The sequence below is a fragment of the Agrococcus sp. ARC_14 genome, from assembly GCF_022436485.1.
GTDB lineage: Bacteria > Actinomycetota > Actinomycetes > Actinomycetales > Microbacteriaceae > Agrococcus.
Genome location: NZ_JAKUDO010000001.1, coordinates 416,615 through 436,151, shown reverse-complemented (window position 1 = coordinate 436,151; position 19,537 = coordinate 416,615). Strand labels below are relative to the sequence as shown.

At 70.4% G+C, this 19,537-nt stretch carries 20 protein-coding genes and 1 pseudogene; 12 read left to right on the top strand and 9 right to left on the bottom strand.

The annotated features are described in order from the left end of the window. Positions 1-24 precede the first annotated feature (24 nt). Positions 25-1,143: a class 1b ribonucleoside-diphosphate reductase subunit beta gene (gene nrdF / locus MKD51_RS02190; protein ID WP_240237615.1), complete on the top strand. Its 1,119-nt coding sequence runs from the start codon at positions 25-27 to the stop codon at positions 1,141-1,143. A gap of 87 nt (positions 1,144-1,230) precedes the next feature. Here the strand turns inward: nrdF and MKD51_RS02185 are convergent, their stop codons facing one another. Both MKD51_RS02185 and MKD51_RS02180 read right to left on the bottom strand, forming a co-directional pair. Then, positions 1,231-1,782 carry a small multidrug efflux protein gene (locus MKD51_RS02185; protein WP_240237613.1) on the bottom strand — a complete coding sequence of 184 codons (552 nt, stop codon included), beginning with the start codon at positions 1,780-1,782 and terminating at the stop codon, positions 1,231-1,233. Between the two features lie 87 nt (positions 1,783-1,869). Further along, positions 1,870-2,523, bottom strand: coding sequence for a hypothetical protein (locus tag MKD51_RS02180; protein WP_240237611.1), 654 nt, complete (start codon positions 2,521-2,523; stop codon positions 1,870-1,872). Positions 2,524-2,627: 104 nt separating this feature from the next. Here MKD51_RS02180 and MKD51_RS02175 point away from each other — a divergent pair, with 104 nt between their 5' ends. Next, positions 2,628-3,236, top strand: a complete 609-nt coding sequence (locus MKD51_RS02175; RefSeq protein ID WP_240237609.1) for a TetR/AcrR family transcriptional regulator — start codon at positions 2,628-2,630, stop codon at positions 3,234-3,236. Positions 3,237-3,276: 40 nt separating this feature from the next. Here the strand turns inward: MKD51_RS02175 and MKD51_RS02170 are convergent, their stop codons facing one another. Beyond that, the gene (locus MKD51_RS02170; RefSeq protein WP_240237606.1) at positions 3,277-5,358 is read right to left on the bottom strand and encodes a transketolase; all 2,082 of its coding nucleotides are present in this window, start codon (positions 5,356-5,358) and stop codon (positions 3,277-3,279) included. Between the two features lie 57 nt (positions 5,359-5,415). On the opposite strand from MKD51_RS02170, the gene MKD51_RS02165 reads away from it, so the two are divergent. From MKD51_RS02165 to MKD51_RS02150, 4 genes are all read left to right on the top strand, one after another. After that, positions 5,416-6,615, top strand: a complete 1,200-nt coding sequence (locus tag MKD51_RS02165; protein ID WP_240237605.1) for an ROK family protein — start codon at positions 5,416-5,418, stop codon at positions 6,613-6,615. 112 nt (positions 6,616-6,727) lie between these two features. Beyond that, positions 6,728-7,183: a PTS sugar transporter subunit IIA gene (locus MKD51_RS02160; protein WP_240237603.1), complete on the top strand. Its 456-nt coding sequence runs from the start codon at positions 6,728-6,730 to the stop codon at positions 7,181-7,183. A gap of 18 nt (positions 7,184-7,201) precedes the next feature. Beyond that, complete coding sequence (locus tag MKD51_RS02155; protein WP_240237601.1) at positions 7,202-7,474, top strand: PTS sugar transporter subunit IIB; 273 nt, start codon at positions 7,202-7,204, stop codon at positions 7,472-7,474. A 37-nt stretch (positions 7,475-7,511) separates the two neighbouring features. Further along, the gene (locus MKD51_RS02150) at positions 7,512-9,011 is read left to right on the top strand and encodes a PTS ascorbate transporter subunit IIC (protein ID WP_240237599.1); all 1,500 of its coding nucleotides are present in this window, start codon (positions 7,512-7,514) and stop codon (positions 9,009-9,011) included. Between the two features lie 68 nt (positions 9,012-9,079). On the opposite strand, the gene MKD51_RS02145 is transcribed toward MKD51_RS02150, so the two are convergent. Genes MKD51_RS02145 through MKD51_RS02135 form a run of 3 tightly spaced genes read right to left on the bottom strand, consistent with a single transcriptional unit; the run spans position 9,080 to position 11,048 of the window. Beyond that, positions 9,080-9,301: a helix-turn-helix transcriptional regulator gene (locus MKD51_RS02145; RefSeq protein ID WP_240237597.1), complete on the bottom strand. Its 222-nt coding sequence runs from the start codon at positions 9,299-9,301 to the stop codon at positions 9,080-9,082. Further along, the gene (locus MKD51_RS02140; protein ID WP_240237595.1) at positions 9,301-9,780 is read right to left on the bottom strand and encodes a DUF2975 domain-containing protein; all 480 of its coding nucleotides are present in this window, start codon (positions 9,778-9,780) and stop codon (positions 9,301-9,303) included. The genes MKD51_RS02145 and MKD51_RS02140 overlap by 1 nt, the downstream gene beginning before the upstream one ends. 53 nt (positions 9,781-9,833) lie before the next feature. After that, on the bottom strand, positions 9,834-11,048 hold the full coding sequence (locus MKD51_RS02135; protein ID WP_240237593.1) for a glutaminase: 1,215 nt from the start codon (positions 11,046-11,048) through the stop codon (positions 9,834-9,836). 74 nt (positions 11,049-11,122) lie between these two features. Here MKD51_RS02135 and MKD51_RS15995 point away from each other — a divergent pair, with 74 nt between their 5' ends. The 4 genes and pseudogenes from MKD51_RS15995 to MKD51_RS02120 all read left to right on the top strand — a co-directional run bounded on the left by MKD51_RS15995 (position 11,123) and on the right by MKD51_RS02120 (position 13,921). Further along, positions 11,123-12,211: a DUF998 domain-containing protein gene (locus MKD51_RS15995; protein WP_240237591.1), complete on the top strand. Its 1,089-nt coding sequence runs from the start codon at positions 11,123-11,125 to the stop codon at positions 12,209-12,211. A 73-nt stretch (positions 12,212-12,284) separates the two neighbouring features. After that, positions 12,285-12,941, top strand: a pseudogene (locus MKD51_RS16165) (low temperature requirement protein A); the annotation flags it as partial. Between the two features lie 115 nt (positions 12,942-13,056). After that, entirely contained in the window at positions 13,057-13,596 is a 540-nt protein-coding gene (locus MKD51_RS16160) for a low temperature requirement protein A (RefSeq protein ID WP_346986683.1), read from the top strand. Positions 13,597-13,699: 103 nt separating this feature from the next. Beyond that, positions 13,700-13,921, top strand: a complete 222-nt coding sequence (locus MKD51_RS02120; RefSeq protein WP_240237589.1) for a DUF5302 domain-containing protein — start codon at positions 13,700-13,702, stop codon at positions 13,919-13,921. 37 nt (positions 13,922-13,958) lie between these two features. Here the strand turns inward: MKD51_RS02120 and MKD51_RS02115 are convergent, their stop codons facing one another. Next, positions 13,959-14,690: an MBL fold metallo-hydrolase gene (locus MKD51_RS02115; RefSeq protein WP_240237587.1), complete on the bottom strand. Its 732-nt coding sequence runs from the start codon at positions 14,688-14,690 to the stop codon at positions 13,959-13,961. Between the two features lie 96 nt (positions 14,691-14,786). On the opposite strand from MKD51_RS02115, the gene rmuC reads away from it, so the two are divergent. Beyond that, the gene (gene rmuC, locus MKD51_RS02110; RefSeq protein ID WP_240237585.1) at positions 14,787-16,238 is read left to right on the top strand and encodes a DNA recombination protein RmuC; all 1,452 of its coding nucleotides are present in this window, start codon (positions 14,787-14,789) and stop codon (positions 16,236-16,238) included. A gap of 4 nt (positions 16,239-16,242) precedes the next feature. Beyond that, the gene (locus tag MKD51_RS02105) at positions 16,243-16,890 is read left to right on the top strand and encodes an NUDIX domain-containing protein (RefSeq protein WP_240237583.1); all 648 of its coding nucleotides are present in this window, start codon (positions 16,243-16,245) and stop codon (positions 16,888-16,890) included. A 44-nt stretch (positions 16,891-16,934) separates the two neighbouring features. Here the strand turns inward: MKD51_RS02105 and MKD51_RS02100 are convergent, their stop codons facing one another. Further along, a complete protein-coding gene (locus MKD51_RS02100; protein WP_240237581.1) occupies positions 16,935-18,323 on the bottom strand; it encodes a hypothetical protein in 1,389 nt (462 codons plus the stop codon). A gap of 25 nt (positions 18,324-18,348) precedes the next feature. Next, entirely contained in the window at positions 18,349-19,476 is a 1,128-nt protein-coding gene (locus MKD51_RS02095; RefSeq protein ID WP_240237579.1) for an FAD-binding oxidoreductase, read from the bottom strand. Positions 19,477-19,537 lie beyond the last annotated feature (61 nt).

The window sequence follows — 19,537 nt, the reverse complement described above, 5'->3', positions numbered from 1 at the left end:
GACGAGACGATGAAGGAACAGGACATGGATACCCACGACACCGCCGCGAGCGCGTTCGACGAGATCGCCGACGCACCCGTCGACGCTGAGCAGGCGCGCGCGACCATCGAGACCGAGCGCGCCGAGACCTCGGAGGCCTTCGTCGAGGGCGCCACGCAGACCGAGGCCCAGAAGCGCCAGCACAAGCACAACCACCTGGTGCAGGCGATCAACTGGAACCGCATCGAGGACGACAAGGACCTCGAGGTCTGGAACCGCCTCGTGAACAACTTCTGGCTGCCCGAGAAGGTGCCGCTGTCGAACGACGTGCAGTCGTGGGACACGCTGACAGCCGACGAGAAGCTGCTCACGATGCGCGTCTTCACCGGCCTGACGCTGCTCGACACGATCCAGGGCACGGTCGGCGCCGTCTCGCTCATCCCCGATGCGATCACCCCGCACGAGGAGGCCGTCTACACGAACATCGCGTTCATGGAGTCGGTGCACGCGAAGTCGTACTCCTCGATCTTCTCGACGCTCGCGTCGACGAAGGAGATCGACGACGCCTTCCGCTGGTCGACCGAGAATCCCTACCTGCAGCGCAAGGCAGAGATCATCATCGACTACTACGAGGGCGACGACCCGCTGAAGCGCAAGGTGGCCTCGACGCTGCTCGAGTCGTTCCTGTTCTACTCGGGCTTCTACCTGCCGATGTACTGGTCGAGCCACGCCAAGCTCACGAACACGGCTGACCTCATCCGCCTCATCATCCGTGACGAGGCCGTGCACGGCTACTACATCGGCTACAAGTTCCAGAAGGCGTACGAGCAGCTGCCGAAGGACAAGCAGGACGAGATCAAGGACTACACGTACTCGCTGCTCTACGAGCTCTACGAGAACGAGTCGAAGTACACGGCCGACCTCTATGACAGCGTGGGGCTCACGGAGGACGTCAAGAAGTTCCTCCACTACAACGCGAACAAGGCGCTGATGAACCTCGGGTTCGAGCCGCTGTTCCCGTCGACCGTCACCGACGTCAGCCCGGCCATCCTGTCGGCCCTGTCGCCGAACGCCGACGAGAACCACGACTTCTTCTCGGGCTCGGGCTCCTCCTACGTCATCGGCAAGGCCGAGGCGACGTCGGACGACGACTGGGACTTCTGAGCCCTACCCTCCGAAGCCCCGGCTGCACGGACAGAGGCCCGGACCCGCGAGATCTCGCGGGTCCGGGCCTTCTGCTGCGGGGCGCGTTCAGACGCCGACGACGAAGGTCAGCGCTGCCCAGACAGACACCGTCGCGACCGTCGTCCAGATGACGATGGCGATGGCCTGCCAGAGCAGCACCCAGCCTCGGGGGGTGCCACCAGCGACGAGGATCGCCGAGGTGAACTGCGTCGGGATCGCCAACGGTCCGAGGATGCTGGCCCCCGGCACACCGAAACGCACGATCCAGCGCTTGAACTTCGCGCGACCCTTCGACTCGGGCTTCTCGGTTGCCAGGGCCTCTTCGGGTTCGCTCAGACCGGCGCCCACGGTGACGCGCGCTGCTCGCCGGTCCATCACGGCCGTGCGTGCACGCGAGGTGAGCAGGACGATGACGAAGACGCAGACGAAGTTGCCTACCGCAGCGGCGAGCCCGGCCAGGATCGGGTGCATCCCGCCGACGACGCCCACCATCGCCGCCACCTCGCCCTCGATGAAGGGGATCGTCCCTGCAAGCATCACGACCAGCGGCTGCACCAGCTCCGGCACCTGAGCGACGAGGTCTTGAAAGCCTCGGACGAGCTCCTCGATTGGGTCCACGCTCTGTACTTCCTCTCCATGGTTGCGCGAGGTTCTCGCGCCTGTGTGACTGAGTAGAACCTGTGTTCTCAGCACAGGGTCAAGCGGTCAGTTGCCTGCCGCGTCGAGCAGCCAGTGGTAGCGCAGTCGCAGGGCCCGTTCCGTGCTGGCGACCGCGGCGCCGAACGTGAGAGCGACGTTGAGCCACAGCGGCAGCTGCACGGGAGAGATGAAGACGCCGACGCGCTCGGCGATCGGCGGGATCCCGGTGATGATCTCGAGCAGCTGCAGCCCCAGCAGAGCGACCCCGATCAGCAGGAACACCACGGAGACCGCTCCGATCATGCGGCTGAGCCCCGGATGCGTGCGGTCGAGCCGAGCGCGCCAGGCCGCCGCCGTGCGCGGATCGGGCCGCAGCTGGTGCTCACGGCCGTCCTCACCGACGAAGTGCGCCCGCTTGAGGCCGAAGGAGGTCGTCGCGACCTCGATCACGCCGCCGGGCACGGGGAAGCGCGCCGGCGTCTTGGAGACCGCCTCCTGCACGCCGTCGCGGTAGAGCCGTGCCCTGACCTCGCCGTCGTCGCTGTCGCCACCGTGCCGCACGTCGATCGAGTAGACGATCGGCTGGCCGGCGGCTCCGGCGATGCGCAGGTGGAAGAGCGAGCGGGTGAGCTGCTGCCACCAGCGGAAGCGCTTGAGCGGTCGGCCGTCGCCGGCCTTGACCCGCCGTGCCGCACGACGCTCACGCCACGTGTCGCTCATCCGCTTGCCCCGTCCTGTGTTCGACATGCACTACTAGCACGGTGTGCTAGTGATGCGTGCTGAATCTAGCACACTGTGCTAGTACAGTGGTGATGGAGGCTGAGATGACCGCAGAGGACGAGACGACCCGCAGCTCGCGCGACAGGATCCTGATCGCTGCGGCAGAGATGATCGGCGAGGATCCCGCCGCGCGGCTGAGCGTGCGGTCGGTGGCTGCGCGCGCGGGCGTGAGCATGGGCTCACTGCGGTTCCACTTCCCCACCCAGCGCGAGCTGCATGACACCGTGCTCTCGGCCATCTACGCACACGTGACACCGGATGACATGATCCACGACACGTCGCTGCCGGCGCGCGACCGGCTGGTCGGATGCCTGCGACAGGTGGTCGGGCTCATGGGCGTGGGCGACGAGGCGCGCGCAAACTGGATGCGGATCGCCGACACCTTCATCGCCGAGCAGCCCACCGACGAGGCCCGCGGCGCCTACCGCGCGCTGGTGCGGCAGGGCGAGCTGCGCATCGAGCACTGGCTGGGCGTGCTCGCCGCCGAGGGAGCGCTGCCCGTCGACAGCATCGAGCGCTGCGCGCGGTTCCTCAGCATCGTGATCGACGGGCTCGGGGTCGCGCGTGCGCTGCCCGCGGATGCGTCGCAGTTGACCGGCGAGACCGAGACGCTCCATCTCGCGGCCGATGCGGTGCTCTCGCGCGGCGCCTGAGACCGCCCCGCGTCGAGCCGTCCCGAACCGACGGACGGCACTACGTCGCGATGACAGCGCGCGCGGCGGCGAGCACTGCGTCGACGGTGATGCCGCGGCGCTCCAGCACCGCAGGCCCGGAACCCGACTCACCGAACTCCTCGATCGACACGACGCGGCCATCCAGCCCGACCCAGCGATGCCAGGCATCACCTCTGCCCGCTTCGACGGCGACGCGGGCGCGCAGCCCCGGAGGCAGCACCGAGTCCCGCCATTCCGCATCCGCCTGTTCGAACCACTCCCAGCACGGCATCGACACCACCCGCGTCGCGACGCCGTCCGCAGCGAGGCGCTTCCCCGCTTCGATCGCCAGGTGCACCTCGCTGCCAGTGGCCAGGATCGCGAGGTCGTCACCCTCGCCCTGCTGCCAGGCGACGTAGCCTCCCGCTGCGGCGCCAGCCTGCCGGAGCTCGGCGTCCGGCAGCGCCGGGATGTCCTGCCGCGAGAGCACGAGCGCGACCGGCCCTGTCGGACGACTGAGCACTCGACGCCAGACCGCGATCACCTCGGCTGCATCCGCGGGGCGGACGACCGAGAACCCAGGGATCGTGCGCAGGGCCGCGACCTGCTCGACGGGCTGGTGCGTCGGCCCGTCCTCGCCGACGGCGACGGAGTCGTGCGTGTACACGTGGATCACGGGTGCCGCCATCAACGCCTGCAGCCGCATCGCCGGGCGCTGGTAGTCGCTGAACGCGAGATAGGTCGAGCCGTATGGGCGCCAGAGACCGTGCAGCGCGATGCCGGTGAGCATCGCGGCCATCGCGTGCTCGCGGATGCCGAAGTGCACGAAGTCCCCTTCGGGCCGAGTCGCCGTCACCGCCGACCCAGGTATGGCCACGTTGGTGGAGCCCGAGAGATCAGCAGAGCCTCCGAACAGCCCACCCCATGACTGCAGCGCTGCGAGCACGAGACCGCTCGTCTTCCGCGTGGCCACCGACGTCCCCGGCTCGGGCAGCGAGACCGCATCGAGCAGCGCCAGCGCACCACCGACATCGGGATCGCGCACGCCCAGCACGCCGGGTCTTGCAGCGGCGGCGTGCAGTGCCGCGCGGCGCCGGGCAGCCGCAGGGTGCGCCGCAGCCCATGCCGTTCTCCGCGCCTCCCAATCCGCATGCAGCGCAGCCCCGCGCTCGACCGCTCGCCGAGTCCAGGCCAACGCCTCCGGCTCGACGAGCTGCTCGAGCTCCGCATCGCGCGCGAAGCCGAGCACGGCCTGCACGTCGGCGACGTCCTCCGCCCCGAATCCGCCCGCGTGCGCCGCCGAGGTGCCGCCGAACCTCTCCGACGGCCAGCCGATCACGCTGCGCACCGCCACCAGCGTCGGGACCCCGTCTCGCAGCGCGCCCTCTCGCAAAGCCTCCTCGATGGCGTCGAGGTCACGAGCGTCGGCGACATCGATCACGCGCCAGCCGTATGCCCGGTAGCGGGCACGCACGTCCTCACCGAAGGCGATCTCGGTGCCGCCGTCGATCGTGATGGCGTTGTCGTCCCAGATGAGCACCAGGTTGTCGAGCCCCAGCGTGCCCGCCAGGCTCGACGCCTCAGCCGAGACGCCCTCCTGCAGGCAGCCATCGCCGGCGAGGACGAAGATCGTGGGATCCCAGACCCCGGCGCCCGCGTCGTGCAGGGCAGCATCCCGCCGAGCTGCGAGTGCGAGCCCGACCGCGCCACCGACGCCCTGCCCCAGCGGCCCCGTCGACATCTCCACGCCCGGGGTGTGCCCGAGCTCCGGATGCCCAGGCGTGCGCGAGTCGAGCGAGCGGCTCGCCGCCAGATCGCTGAGCGCAAGGCCGTAGCCCGTCAGATGCAGCTGCGTGTAGAGCAGCAGGCTCGCGTGCCCCGCCGACAGGACGAAGCGATCCCGCCCCTCCCAGTCCGGATCCGCCGGGTCGTGTCGGAGCACCCGGTGGAACAGCACGTGCGCGAGCGGCGCCATCGCCATCGCCGTGCCGGCGTGGCCGTGTCCCTTCGACTGCACGACGTGCGCCGGGATCGCGATGGCCGAGGCGACCGCACGGCGCTCGGCCGCAGAGTCGGTGCCGCGGATGAACTCGGGCAGGATGTCTCTGACGTCGTTGGCCATAGCGGCCACTTTCGTATACTTCTATGCAAAAGTCAACGCGACCCAGGAGAGACGCCGATGACCGAGCTCGTGCAGCAGCGCATCCCGCAGACGGGCTCCGGCGTCGTGCTCGATCTGATCCGATCCGGTGCTGCGACCACGAGGAGCGGCCTGATCGAGCATCTCGGCTGGTCGCGCGTCACGCTCGCGAAGCGGCTCGACGAGCTGCTGGAGGCGGGCCTGATCCTCCGCGCAGGCCAGGTGGACAGCAGCGGCGGCCGGCCGGCGAGCTCGTTCGCGCTCGCCAAGGACGCCGGGCTGCTGCTCGCGATGGACATCGGGAGCAGCCATACCCGTGTGGGCGTCACCGACCTCATCAGCACGGTGCTGTGCGAGGACGAGGCGGACATCGGGCTGTTCGACGGCCCTGACGACATCTTCAGCTGGGCGATGCAGGTGTTCGAGCATCTGCTGCGCAGCGTCGACCGCTCGTTCGAGGACGTCCGCGGGATCGGCATCGGGGTGCCAGGGCCCGTCGACGCGTCGAGCGGCACGCTCGGCAGCCCCCAGCTCGACCCCCGGTGGGACGACGTCCGGGTGCGCGACCACCTCGGCGTCCTGCCTGCGGACATCGTCGTGTCCGTGGATCGCGACGCGAACATCCTCGCCATCGGCGAATCGCGCCTCGCGTGGCCGGAGCATCGCGACCTCGTCGTCGTGAAGGCCGGCATCGGCGTCGGCTGCGCGCTGGTGCTCGACGGCCGCGTCTATCGGGGAGGCAGGGGCGGCGCCGGCCAGCTGAGCGCGCCGCTGCGCACCGGTCTGAGCGAGCCGCTGCGACGGCTCGAGACCGTCGCCTCCGGCGGCACGGTGCGGGAGTCGCTCGCGCGCGACGGGCAGGATCGTGACGGCGTGCGGGTGCGCACGAGCGCCGACATCGTGCGGCTGGTCGAGCGAGGGGATGCGGAGGCGATCGCGGCGGTCGAGGCCGTCGGCGAGGTGATCGGCTTCGCGATCGCGGATGTCGTCGGCCTCATCAACCCCACGGCGGTCGTGGTCGGCGGCAACCTGGCGGAGGCAGGCGACCGATTCATCGCGGCCATCCGCCAGGCGGTGTTCCGCGCCAGCCACGCCTTCGCCCGGCAGGGCCTCGTGGTCGAGCGCGCCCGCCTCGGCATGCGCGCCGGCGTCCGGGGCGCATCCCTGCTGGTGCAGGATGCGCTGTTCGATCCGGAGCGCATCAGCGCGCTGACCCGCACACCCATCGGCCGATCCTGAGGCTGCGGCGCGCCGAGCGCCGCGCGCGGCTTTCGCACACAGATGTGCAAAAGTCGGCGGATCTGCACTAGGCTCCCAGCCAGTCGGACACGCATGGCGACGAAGGAGTCGGGTGAACCTCGCAGACGCACTGCCGGAGGCAGCGATCGGCACGCTCGCGCATGCCGAGGACTGGCGTGCTGCGGTGCGGCTGGCGGGCGACCGCCTCGTCGCCACCGGCGTGACGACCGACGACTACACCGAGCAGATGCTCGCAGCCATCGACGAGCACGGCCCCTACATCGTCATCGCACCCGGCTTCGCGCTCGCCCACTCCCGACCGTCGGCGGCCGTGCTGCGGACCGGCATCAGCTGGCTCTCGCTCGCCGAGCCCGTGCCCTTCGGGCACGCGGTCAACGATCCGGTGCGACTGGTGGTCGGGCTGGCCGCCGTCGACCACGACGGACACATCGAGATCATGTCCGCGCTCGCGGCCGTGCTCGCCGACGACGCCGTGCTCGCCGAGCTGCTCGCCGCGGACTCCCCGGCCACCGTGCGCGAGCTGCTCGCGCAGCATTCCCTTGCTTGAACCAACGAGAGGACTCTCATGAAGATCGTCGCCGTCTGTGGCATGGGCATCGGAACCTCGGTGCTGCTGAAGATGAACGCGGAGAAGGCGCTGCGCGCGATGGGCGTCGACGGCGACGTGGAGGCAGCCGACATCGGTGTCGCCCGCGGCATGGCGCGCACCGCCGACGTCGTGCTCACCTCTGACGACCTGGCGAGCGAGATCGGCGACGTGCCGGCCGCAGTCATCGTCATCAACAACTTCACCGACGTCCAAGAGATCACCGACAAGCTCACGGCGCAGCTCGGCTGATCGCCTTCCGTCCCCACCTCAGCGAAGGAGCACCACAATGGAGTGGTTCGTCGACATCCTCGACTTCATCGGGCAGCAGATCCTCAACGTGCCCGCCTATCTCATCGGCATCATCACCGCGGTCGGCCTGATCGCACTCGGCCGCTCAGCGGGCCAGGTCATCGGCGGCGGCCTCAAGGCTGCCCTCGGCTTCCTGATCCTGGGCGCCGGCGCCGGCGTCGTGGTCGCCTCCCTGACGCCGCTCGGGGATCTCATCCTCGCCGTCACCGGTGCGCAGGGCGTCATCCCCACGAACGAGGTCATCACCGCGATCGCCTCCGAGCAGTACGGCGCCACCAGCGCATACGTGCTCGTGCTCGGCTTCCTCGTGATGCTCGCGCTCGCGCGCTTCACGCCGCTGCGCTACATCTTCCTCACCGGTCACCACATGGTGTTCATGGCGCTGCTGCTCTCGGTGGTGCTGACGGTCGGCTTCGGCGAGGAGCTCAGCTGGCTCGTCGTGCTGGTGGGCGCGCTGCTGCTGGGCGTGATCATGGTGGTGATGCCGGCCTTCGCGCATCCCTGGATGAAGAAGATCACCGGTGACGACTCGATCGCGATCGGGCACTTCGGCACGCTCGGCTACATCGCCGCCGGTGCTGCCGGCCAGGTCACCGGGCGGAGGAGCCGCTCGACCGAGGAGATCCGCTTCCCGCAGGGGCTGAAGTTCCTGCGCGACTCGACCGTCGCCACCGCGCTGTCGATGGTGCTCATCTATGAGGTCTTCGTGATCTGGGGCCTCATCGCCATCCCCGAGGAGACGATCGCGATCTTCGGCAGCGCCGATGCAGGCTCTGCCGTCATGGCGGGGCTCATGCAGGCGCTGCAGTTCGGAGTCGGCGTCGCGGTGATCCTCTACGGCGTCCGCACCGTGCTGGGCGAGCTCGTGCCGGCCTTCCAGGGAATCGCCGAGAAGGTCGTCCCGGGGGCGAAGCCCGCGCTCGACATCCCGATCGTCTTCCCGTATGCAGCCAATGCCGTGCTGATCGGGTTCCTCTCCTCGTTCGCAGGCGGCCTCATCGCGCTGGGGCTCATCGCCATCTGGCTCAACCCTGCCTTCGGCCTCGCACTGATCCTGCCCGGCATGGTGCCGCACTTCTTCACGGGTGGCGGTGCCGGCGTCTTCGGCAATGCCACGGGCGGCCGGATCGGGGCCGCGGTCGGCGGCTTCGTGAACGGTGTGATCATCACGATCCTGCCGGCGCTGCTGCTGCTCGTGCTCGGCGAGTTCGGCTTCGCGAACACGACGTTCGGCGACGCAGACTTCGGATGGTTCGGCACGCTGATCGGCGTCGGCCTGCTCGGCGGCACCGGCCCCGGCGTGGTGGTCTGCATCCTCATCGCGGTGGTGCTGGTGGTTGCCGCGTCGATCTTCCAGAAGCGTGTCGTCGATCGCGGATGGGTGCCCGGCGCGAAGCGCGACGCCCACCTCGCAGCCGTCGCCGCCGAGGCGAAGGCCGCCGAGGCGAGGGCCGCGGAGGCGAACACGCAGGCGTGAGGCTCGCCGACGGCGTGCGAGCGCGCGGAGGCTCCGCTCGATGCGGAGCCTCCGCGCATCAGCCGGGTCTAGGCATCCGCCTCGTCATCTGCCACCCACTCGAGGAGGTCGCCGGGCTGGCAGCCGAGCACGCGGCACATGGCATCGAGCGTCGTGAAGCGCACCGCCTTCGCGCGGCCGTTCTTCAGCACCGCCACGTTCGCCGGCGTCAGGCCGACCCGCTCGGCGAACTCGCCGACGCTCAGCTTGCGCTTGGCGAGCTCGACATCGATGCGCACGACGATCGCCATCAGATGACCTCCTCGAGCTCTGCGCGGTAGCCCGACGCCTGCCGCAGCAGGCCGCGCATCACCACCATCAGCAGCACCGGCAGCGAGGCCAGCACGACGAGGCCGAACAGCGCCATCGGGATGCCGGGGTCGCGCAGCGCCGGCGTGAGGAAGATCACCGCCGTCACCACGAGCGCACCCGCGGCGAGCAGCCCCCAGCCGATCGCGAGCGCCCACACGATCGCGTCGACCCAGCGGCGGGAGGCGTCGCTGAAGATGCGGTCGCGGCCGATCAGCGTCAGCAGCCGCCAGATGCAGGCGATCACCACGAGCACGCAGAGGATGACGAGCGAGAGCACGATCTGTGCGGGCACGCGGAAGGCCGGTGCCTCGTCGGAGAGGCTGCCGGGCAGCGACAGCACGAGCAGCACGCCGAGCCAGAGCGCGGCGATCACGAGCAAGGCGCGGAGCAGGAGCACGGTCAGACGAGAGCGGAGCATGCATCGATGCTCGCGCACTATCTATCGATAGTCAATAGACGACGCGAGCGTGGTCAGTCGTCGAGCACGCCGTTCGGGTCGTCCACCCGCACCTGGTGACCGTCGAGCTGCAGCCGCCGAACGCCCTCCCGCAGCATCCGTCTGCCGACGTCGTTCGCAGAGCTCACGCGCGTGAGGTCGAGCACGACCGGGGCGGCGTCCTCGGGCACCTGCTCGAGCTGGCGCAGCGCGACCTCGGCAGCCGCGAAGTGCATCGTGCCCTGCAGCCGGACCTCGCGCAGCTGATCGCCGTCGTCGTCGGGCTCGACCACCCCGTGCAGCACGGTCGAGGCGATCTCGGGCGCCTGCATCAGGTGCAGTCCCATGTCGTTCGAGAGCCGCTCGCAGGCGCGCACCGCGCGCACGCTGTTGCCGAACTCGTCGAGCCTTGGCGAGAAGACGCCGATGCCCACCTGACCGGGCAGCGCACCGAGCACCCCGCCCGAGACGCCGCTCTTCGCGGGGATGCCGACGTTGCTCATCCAGTCGCCGGCTGCGTCGTACATGCCGCAGGTCGCCATCACGCTCAGCACCTGCCGACAGACCCACGCGGGCACGACCTGCTCGCCCGTCACGGGGTTGCGGCCGCTCGAGGCGAGCGTCATCGCCATCACCGCGAGATCGCGCACGTCGACCTGCAGCGAGCACTGCCGCGTGTAGCCGTCGACGGCGTCGCGCGGGTCGTCCTCGAGCTTGCCCTGCGCGCGCACCAGGTAGGCGAGCGCCATGTTGCGGTCGGCGGTCTCGCGCTCGGAGGCGAAGACCTGCTCGTCGACCTCCAGCTGCCTGCCGGCGAAGGCCGAGAGCCCCTGGATCACGCGCGCCGTGCTCTGCTCGGCCGTCGCCTCCGGCGGGCCGACGAGCGCGTGCGTGGTGATCGCGCCGATGTTGACCATCGGGTTCCGCGGGCGCCCGTCGTCCTCCATCGAGATCTCGTTGAACGCATCCCCCGATGGCTCGACGCCCACGTGCTCCAGCACGCCCGCGAGCCCGCGATCGGCGAGCGCGAGCGCATAGGCGAAGGGCTTCGACATCGACTGGATGGTGAAGCGCTGCTCGACATCGCCCACCGCGTAGACGGTGCCGTCGACGGTGCACAGGGCGATGGCGAAGCGGTCGGGGTCGACCGCGGCGAGCTCGGGGATGTAGCTCGCGAGCTGCCCCTCGTCGCCGCCGTCCATGCACGAGCCGCGCACCTCTTCGAGATAGTCGGAGACCGGAGAGCGCATGGGGCGAGGCTATCGGCCGCGAACGCTGCCCAGCCTGGGCGTCGCCGTCATCGACGCATGGTTCGATCGGATGCGTGAAGGCAGTCGAGCAGGACCGGTCGCGGCAGGCGCAGGCTCGCCGCGAGTCGCGTGCGACCCTCGCGGCCTGGGCCTGCTTCGGTGCCGGCCTCGCCTTCGGCCTGGTCGCCCTGGCCGGCGACGCTCGACCGATCGCCGGAGACCTCGGCCGGCCGACGGTCACCGAGCCCGCCGCCGGCATCGCCGCCCTCGTGACCGCCACGGCCTTCGTGCTCAGCACGCTGCTGCACCGCCGCCGCGAGACCGCGCCGATGCCGCCGTGGCAGCGAGCCGTCTCCCACGTCTCGACGGTCGCCCTCACGCTCGCCTTCGCCGCGGTCGCCGCCGTGGCGGTGCTCACCGGCGGCGAGATCCTCGCGCTCGGGCTCCAGGGACTCGAGGCGCCGGCGATCGGCGGCGCCCTGCTCACCGGCATCGCGAGCGCCGGGGGCGGCTGGCTCGCCTTCCAGGCCGGCGTCGAGCTGCGCACGCAGGATCTCGCGACGCTGCTGTTCAGCTATCTCACGATCGGCACCCTGTTCGCGATGATCACGGCGGCCGACCCGCGGTGGTGGGAGCGGCACTTCTCAGAGCTGGGCGCTGGCGACGGCGCGTGGGCCTTCAACGGCACCGTGATCGTCGCGGGGCTGCTGGTGGCGACCATCGGCTCCTACATCGGCCGCGATCTGCACCGCTGGCTGGGCGACGCGCGGCTGCGCAGCATCGGCACCGTCGTCGTGCTCTTCGCGCTCACCGGGCTCACGCTGGCGGGCGTCGGGCTGTTCCCGGTGGAGGATGCGCGGCTGCTGCACAACCTCGCCGCCTACGGCACGCTGGCCCTGTTCGCGATCACGGCGCTGGTGGTCACGCTCGTGATGCCCGGCCCGCCGCGGGCGATGCTGCTGACGACCATCGGTGCCGTCGTGGCGCTGGGTGTCGCGCTGCTGCTCTGGCGGCCCTTCGGCCTCGTCGGGCTCGCGGGCCTCGAGGCGAGCGCCGTCGGCATCATCTTCGTCTGGCTGACCACGCTCGTGCGCACGCTCGCCGCCAACGCTCCCCACGAGTCCCGTCCCTCGGCTCGGGCGGCGCTGCTGCGAAGCCACTGAGCCGCCTGCTCGGCTCACGCCACGGCTCGACGCGCGACACGGTGCAGCGCGCGACGACCCACGCCCCTCGGCGATGCCCGCGAGGCGCAGAATGGTCGCCATGTCCACGCCTCGCGTCCTCCACCAGCGGCTCACACGCATGCGGGGTCGCGAGCCGCATGAGCGCGGCCGCAGCGCCTCCACGCTCGAGCTGCTGTTCGACCTCGCGTTCGTCGTGGCATTCAGCCTCGCAAGCAGCCAGCTCGCCCATTTCATCGCCGAGGGTCACACCTGGGTAGGCCTGGCCGGCTATGCGTTCGTGCTCTTCGGCATCTGCTGGGCGTGGATCAACTTCTCGTGGTTCGCCTCGGCGTTCGACACCGACGACTGGGCCTACCGGCTGGTGACCTTTGTGCAGATGGTCGGCGTCGTGGTCTTCGCGCTCGGCATCGTGCCGCTGTTCCACTCCATCGACCCCACCCTGCACGAAGCCGGCGCCGAACCGCATCTCGACAACAGCATCATCGTCGCGGGCTACGTCATCATGCGCGTCGCGCAGATCGCCCAGTGGCTGCGCGTGGCCGCGCAGGCGCCCGAGCATCGCCGCACCGCGCGCATGTACGCCACCTTCCTCGCCTTCGCACAGGTGGTCTGGATCGCGATGATCGTGCTGCAGCAGTCGCTGGTCTGGGCGCTGTGCACGGGCGCGATCGCGTTCGTGATCGAGCTCGCGGGGCCGGTGATCGGCGAGAGGACGCGGCAGACGCCCTGGCACGCGCACCACATCGCGGAGCGCTACGGCCTGCTGACTCGCGATCGGCGAGACCGTCGTCGGCACCGTCTTCTCGATCCAGGCGCTGTTCGAGGTGCAGGGCCTCAGCGTCGATCTGCTCGTCATCGCGTTCTCGGGCGTCGGGCTCGCCTTCGGCATGTGGTGGATGTACTTCATGCTGCCCAGCGGCGAGGTGCTGCACCACGAGCGCGACCGGAAGGCGTTCCCCTGGGGCTACGGCCACATCCCCGTCTTCGGCGCGATCGCAGCCGTCGGCGCCGGCCTGCACGTCGCGGCCTACGCCGTGGAGGATCCCGAGCACGTCTCCGTGCTGCGGGCGGTGGTCGCGGTCGCGGTGCCGATCGCGCTCTACCTGCTGGCGGTCGGCGTGCTGGGCGTCGGCCTGGTCGGCTGGGCCAAGTCGCGCTTCGAGGTGCTGACGCTGCTGGGTTCGCTCGGCGCGATCGCCATCGCGGTCGCGCTCGCCGCGGCGGGCGCACCGCTGGCCGTCTGCCTGCTGCTGGTGACCCTGGCTCCGGCCATCCAGATCGTCGGCGACGAGGTCACGCAGGCCCGATCACGGGTGCGCGCACTCGAGCGCTTCCGCTCTGCCCACGCCACTCCCGGTCCCTGATCTGCGGCCGGGCCTCGACCCATCCGACCGTTCGTGCGGATGCATCTGCTGCGGCGGGCGGGTCGGAGTCGACATCCGTGCCACAAGACGGCAAGGTGGTCGCATGACCAGTCACGATGCCGAGCCGGAAGAGGTCGAGACCCCTCCGGACACCCCTGAAGGCAGCGAGACGCCCGAGGACGCGCAGCGACGCAAGTTCCGCGAGGCGCTCGACAAGAAGAAGCTGGGCCACCACGGCCAGGGCATGGCCGCGCGCAACGGCGTGCAGGGGGCGGACAGCAGCCCCGCCGTGCAGAAGCGCGTGCACCGCCGCAAGAGCGGCTGAGCCGGGCCCCGGGCTTCGTCAGTCGGCAGTCGTCGCGTCAGCCGGCGGAGGCCAGATAGGCCAGCTGCGCTGCCATCGACGCCTCGGCGGCGAAGCGGATCTGCTCGTCGACATCCGGGTAGACACGGTCGGTGACCTCGGCCACGTCGGCGTCGGCCGCATCGACCCCGATCGAGCGCAGCGCAGCGCGCACCTCGTCGAGCCGCTCCTTGCGGTGCGCCCGGTAGTCGCGCGCGGCCTCCGCGATCGAGGCCCGCGAGTCGCCGTGACCGGGAAGCACCTCGAGGTCGCCGAGCGCCTCGAGCTTGTCGAGGCTCGCGAGGAACGCGCCCACCGAGCCGCCGGGGTGCGTGATCACGGTCGAGCCGCGGCCCAGGACGGTGTCGCCGGTGAGCACCGCCCGACCGGGCACGACGATGCAGATCGAGTCGGATGTGTGACCGGGCGTGGCGAGGATCTGCAGCTCGACGTCGCCCACGGGGATCCACTCGCCGTCGACGAGCGGCTCGCCGCCGAGGCACTCGTCGGGGTCGAGGCCGCGCAGCTCTGCTCCGACCGAGCGTGCGAGCTCAGCGGCCGCCTCGGTGTGGTCGGCGTGGTGGTGCGTGACGAGGATGAGGCGGGGCCGCAGCGCCACCAGCCGCTCGATGTGCTCGGGATCCGCAGGGCCCGGATCGACCACGACCTGGCCACCGATCACGTAGGTGTTCGTGCCGTCGAGGGTCATGAGACCCGGGTTGGGCGCCAGGATGCGCTCGATCTCGACCATGCCCCGACCCTACGCCGCCGCACCGACTGCCGCTGGGCATCCGATGGTGCGCGTGTGCTGCACCCGCCCGTGGGTGGTGCGTGGTGCCATAGGCACATGGACCCGCTGATCGCCGTCGTCGCCCTGCTGGCCGTGCTGCTCGCCGGTGCGCTCGGGGCGTGGCTCGGCATGCGCGTCGGCAGCGCTCGCGCGGGCGGCGAGCTCGACGCCACGCGCGGCCGCCTCGAGTCCGTCGAAGCTGAGCGCGAGCGGGAGCGCGACATCGCCGAGCGCCGGCACGCGGCCCAGCTCGAAGAGGTGCGTGACGACGCGCAGCGACGCGTCGCCGACGAGCGCGAGCGCGGCCGCGAGGCGATCGCCGAGCTGCAGGCCGACGCGCAGCGCAGGGCCGACGAGTTCTCGAAGCTCTCGAGCGCGGCGCTGGAGCGCAATTCGGCCGTCTTCCTCGAGCAGGCCGAGGAGCGCCTGCGCCGCTCGACCACCGAGGGCGCGGCGGAGCTCGCCAAGCGCGAGGCCGCCGTCAAGCAGCTGGTCGAGCCGCTGTCGAAGTCGCTCGACTCGGTGCGCGGCGAGGTGTCCGCCGCAGAGAAGGCGCGAGCGGAGGCCAACGCGGCGCTCGCCGAGCAGCTGCAGGCGATGCGCTCCTCCTCCGAGCAGCTCTCGCTCGAGACGCGGCAGCTCGTCAACGCGCTGCGCGCCCCGCAGGTGCGCGGCCGCTGGGGCGAGCTGCAGCTGCGCCGGGTGGTCGAGACGGCCGGCATGCTCGAGCACGTCGACTTCACCGAGCAGGCGCACCACGCCACCGACGACGGCGCCCTGCGCCCCGACATGCTCGTGCACCTGCCGGGCTCGAAGCAGGTGATCGTCGATGCGAAGGTCGCGTTCAACGGCTACCTCGAGGCGATGGAGGCGCGCGACGACGCGACGCGCGACAAGCGGCTCGACGCGCACGCGCGGCACATGCGCGATCACATCGACCAGCTGGCCTCGAAGTCCTACTGGGAGGCGGTGCCCGGCAGCCCCGAGTTCGTCGTCATGTTCGTGCCGGCCGAGCCCTTCCTCAACGCGGCGCTCGAGCGCGACCCGACCCTCTTCGAGCGCGCCTTCGAGCGAAACGTCGTGCTCGCGACGCCCGCGACCCTCGTCGCGCTGCTGCGCACCGTCGGCTACACCTGGCGGCAGGAGCAGCTCGCCGGTGAGGCCATGCAGGTCTTCGAGGTGGGCCGCGAGCTGCACAAGCGGCTCGGCACCATGGGCACGCACCTGACGACCCTCGGCAGCCGCCTCAACAAGACGGTCGAGGCGTACAACGCCTTCAACGCATCCCTCGACCGCAACGTCGTGACACAGGCCAGGCGCTTCTCGAGCCTGCAGGGCCTCGAGCCCTCGCTCGACGGCAACGCACCGCTCGAGGTGCTCGCCGTGCCAGCCCAGAAGGCCGATGTCTACGCCTCGGACGACGAGCGGCCCGGAACCCGCGCAGACGCCGAGATCACCGGCATGGCGCGCGAGGCGACGCGGGATGAGGGCGACTCGGCGATAGCGTGACGGCGTGAACGACATTCGCACCGCCGCGACCCTCGTGCTGCTGCGCGACGGCACCGGCGCCATCGAGGTGCTGCTGCTGCAGCGGCCCGACCGCGGCGCGTTCGCCGGCGGCTGGGTCTTCCCCGGCGGCAAGGTCGAGACCGTCGACACGGTCGCCGACGACGCCGAGGCCACCGCCCGCAACGCGGCCGTGCGCGAGACCGCCGAGGAGACGGGCCTCATCGTCTCCCCCGACGCGCTCGTGCCGCTCTCCCACTGGTCGCCGCCCGCGCAGCTCGACACGAAGTTCCTCACCTGGTTCTTCGTGGCAGAGGCGCCGGATGGCGAGATCGTGCCGCAGCCAGCAGAGGTCGACGCCCACGCGTGGATCAGGCCGGCGGATGCGCTGAAGCGCCACGGCGCAGGAGACCTGCGGCTGTTCCCACCCACGTGGGTGACGCTCGACACCCTGATGGCCTACCCGACCGTCGAGACCGCCCTGAACGCCATCCGCGGGCACGAGCTGCGCGAGTACGAGACCAAGCAGGATCAAGCCCGCGGCCTCGCGATCTGGGCGGGCGACGAAGGCTACGACGACGCCCCCGACACCGAGGAGGGCCCGCGCCACCGCCTGCACGTGGGCTCGCTGCCCTGGCGGTTCGAGCACCGCTAGCCCAGCGCGCGAGGCGGCCTTGCCTCATCCGCCTCACCCATGCCTCAGCGGACTGCGGACTGCACCTCTCGCTCTGCCAGGCGCCTGCCTGGTGACTTCCAGATGCCGGTGACCTTCGCCAGCAGGACCAGCAGCACGCAGAGCACTGCGCAGCCGATGCCGACCCAGAGATTGCCCCAGTTCGCCACGGCGACGGGGAACAGCGCCGTGATCAGGCCTCCGCCCACGAACGGGCTCGCGAAGGGGGCGCGAAGCGCGAAGCCGCGGAACGCGTTGGTCTTGAAGTTGGGGTCGGCCGCCCGCAGCAGCACGAGCCCGACAGAGACGACGCCGGTCATGGCGCCGAAGTTGACGATGCTGTTCTCCACCCAGTCCTTCGCGAAGATGCGCGGGCCGATGAAAGAGAAGATGCCGACGCTCATGATCGCGACGACGACCAGGGAGATGAGCAGCGCCTGCCAGTTGTCGAGCAGGACCGGCAGCGAGAGCGACGCGACGGCCGCCACGACCAGGAAGTCGAGCGCGATGCCGGTGATGGCGTTCAACGTGGCCTTGTCGACCAGCTGATACGCCGGGGTCCGCTTGATGACCAGGTGCACGAGGAGCCCGCCGATCATCGCGAGCGGGAACAGCGGCACACCGGTGATCACCATGTCGACGAGGAACTTCAATCCCGTGCCGATGAGGACTGCCGCGGCGATCAGCGCGAAGTGGAAGGCGAGGTTGTCGAGCGACGCGCGGTTGAGGCGCCCCTGCGACTCGACCCGCGCCTGCGTCACGGGCAGGATGTCGGTCGACAGCGTGCCGCCGTCACCCGAGGCGTTGAGCAGCAGCCCGCGCCGGACGGCGATGTTGATCATCACCATGCCGGCCACGATTCCGAAGACGAGACCGGCAGTCGCAGATCCGAGTCCGAGCGATGACCCCGCAGCCCACCCCAGCGCGGTGTACGCCTCCTCCATGCCCGCCGCTGTGCCGTGCCCACCGGGCCACGAGACCTCGAAGATCGTCGAGAACAGCGGATTCGTGCCGAACACCGGCGTGAAGATCAGGAACGTGAGCAGGGCCGGCACTGCGACCACCGCGAAGCTGCTGAAGTAGGAGTAGAAGACGTGAGGCGCGGCCTCCTTGATCGCCTCTCGTGCCTTCGGCAGATTCTCGCCCAGCAGCATGGGCGCGAACACGATGGTGATGAGGATGCCGGCCAGGCCCGACCAGGTCGTGTTGAGGCTGTCGGGCACGATGCCGAAGGCGTGCGGGCCGAGCAGCAGCCCGATGACGCCGCCGATGAGCGCCGCGGGGATGAAGAAGCGGCGCAGCGGCGGGATGAGCGCACGCAGCAGCACTCCGAGCAGCAGCAGCACGCCGAGCAGGCTGACTGCGATGAGCAGCGAACCCAGCATGCCTGAGTCGATGGCGACGAGGTCGGGCATCTTTGCCTCCTTGGTCAGGACGAGATCAGTGGAATCGGTCGGGGTTGAAGGGAGCGAGCATGGGCGATGTCGAGCCATGCAGCAGCGTCTCGGCGAGGTGGCGCGAGACGGCTGGAGCGATCGCCCATCCATGGCCTGACCAGCCGGCGGCGACCGAGAGGTTGGGGGCGCATCGACCGATGACGGGGATCTGATCGACGGAGGCGCTCTCGGCACGCGAGACGTCGACGCCCAGCACCTCGAGGTCGGTCAGGTACGGGAACACGGACTGCAGCACCGCGATGTTCCCGCGCACCCGATCCTCGTCGGGCTGCCCGCCGGCCGGTGTGACGCGGCCGCGCCAGCCGCCGCTGAGCATGAGCTCCTCGCCGAGCACCTTCACGGAGAGCGGGCGAGACTCGTGCCCGGTCAGCATCGGGATGACGGGGACGGCCGATGAGCTCAGCCGCATCGCCTGCGGGTAGAACGCCCAGAGCGGCAGGTCTCGCCCTGTCGTGCGCAGCACCAGGTCGCGCACGCCGGTGTTGTTGGCCAGCAGCACCTCTCGCGTGACGGCGATGCGATCGTCCCGGTCCGTGACCACCGCGGTCACCCGGCCGGACGCATCCGTCTCGAGCGACGCGACGGATGTGTCCTCGAGCACCTGGACGCCCAGCCGTCGGGCGGCCTGTGCGTATGCCTGTGTGGTCGCCTCGTGCGATGCGACGCCGTCCGAGGCCACGACCGAGGCACCGTGCACAGCATCCGAGACGCCCGGGTACTCCCGTCGCACCCGCTCCCGATCCCAGACCTCGACGTCGACACCCAGCGCACGATGCGCGCGGGCGTACACCTCGGCGGCCTCGATGCCCTTGAATCCGGTCTGCGCCGCACCGTCGATCAGGTAGGCGCCGCCCGTGCGTCGGTAGCCGGTGGGGGCGCCGAGCTCTTCGTGGAGTGTCGGCCAGATGGTGTTCGCCTCTGCCATGAGGGGCAGCTCGCGCAGGTCGCGTCGATTGGCCCGCACGCCGCGCTCCCCGAATCCGCCGGAGGCGCCGCTGGCGACCGACTTCGCCTCCAGCACCGCGACCGACTGCGCGCCGCGCCTCGCGAGCTGGTAGGCCGTCGCGAGACCGTGGACACCGCCGCCGACGATGACGAACTCACAGATCACGTGCTGCTCCAGACTCGAATGGGGGACTTCCGTATCGTAGGCTTTCTTCCATACAGCGTCA

Coding starts and splice junctions, on each gene's coding strand:
- MKD51_RS02175 (WP_240237609.1), top strand. CDS start 2,628: ATGACCGCAGAGGACGAGACGACCCGCAGCTCGCGCGACAGGATCCTG.
- MKD51_RS02150 (WP_240237599.1), top strand. CDS start 7,512: ATGGAGTGGTTCGTCGACATCCTCGACTTCATCGGGCAGCAGATCCTC.
- MKD51_RS02100 (WP_240237581.1), bottom strand. CDS start 18,323: ATGCCCGACCTCGTCGCCATCGACTCAGGCATGCTGGGTTCGCTGCTC.
- MKD51_RS02135 (WP_240237593.1), bottom strand. CDS start 11,048: ATGCGCTCTCCGGTCTCCGACTATCTCGAAGAGGTGCGCGGCTCGTGC.
- nrdF (WP_240237615.1), top strand. CDS start 25: ATGGATACCCACGACACCGCCGCGAGCGCGTTCGACGAGATCGCCGAC.
- MKD51_RS02155 (WP_240237601.1), top strand. CDS start 7,202: ATGAAGATCGTCGCCGTCTGTGGCATGGGCATCGGAACCTCGGTGCTG.
- MKD51_RS02165 (WP_240237605.1), top strand. CDS start 5,416: ATGACCGAGCTCGTGCAGCAGCGCATCCCGCAGACGGGCTCCGGCGTC.
- MKD51_RS02120 (WP_240237589.1), top strand. CDS start 13,700: ATGACCAGTCACGATGCCGAGCCGGAAGAGGTCGAGACCCCTCCGGAC.
- MKD51_RS02115 (WP_240237587.1), bottom strand. CDS start 14,690: ATGGTCGAGATCGAGCGCATCCTGGCGCCCAACCCGGGTCTCATGACC.
- rmuC (WP_240237585.1), top strand. CDS start 14,787: ATGGACCCGCTGATCGCCGTCGTCGCCCTGCTGGCCGTGCTGCTCGCC.
- MKD51_RS02180 (WP_240237611.1), bottom strand. CDS start 2,523: ATGAGCGACACGTGGCGTGAGCGTCGTGCGGCACGGCGGGTCAAGGCC.
- MKD51_RS02145 (WP_240237597.1), bottom strand. CDS start 9,301: ATGGCGATCGTCGTGCGCATCGATGTCGAGCTCGCCAAGCGCAAGCTG.
- MKD51_RS02140 (WP_240237595.1), bottom strand. CDS start 9,780: ATGCTCCGCTCTCGTCTGACCGTGCTCCTGCTCCGCGCCTTGCTCGTG.
- MKD51_RS02170 (WP_240237606.1), bottom strand. CDS start 5,358: ATGGCCAACGACGTCAGAGACATCCTGCCCGAGTTCATCCGCGGCACC.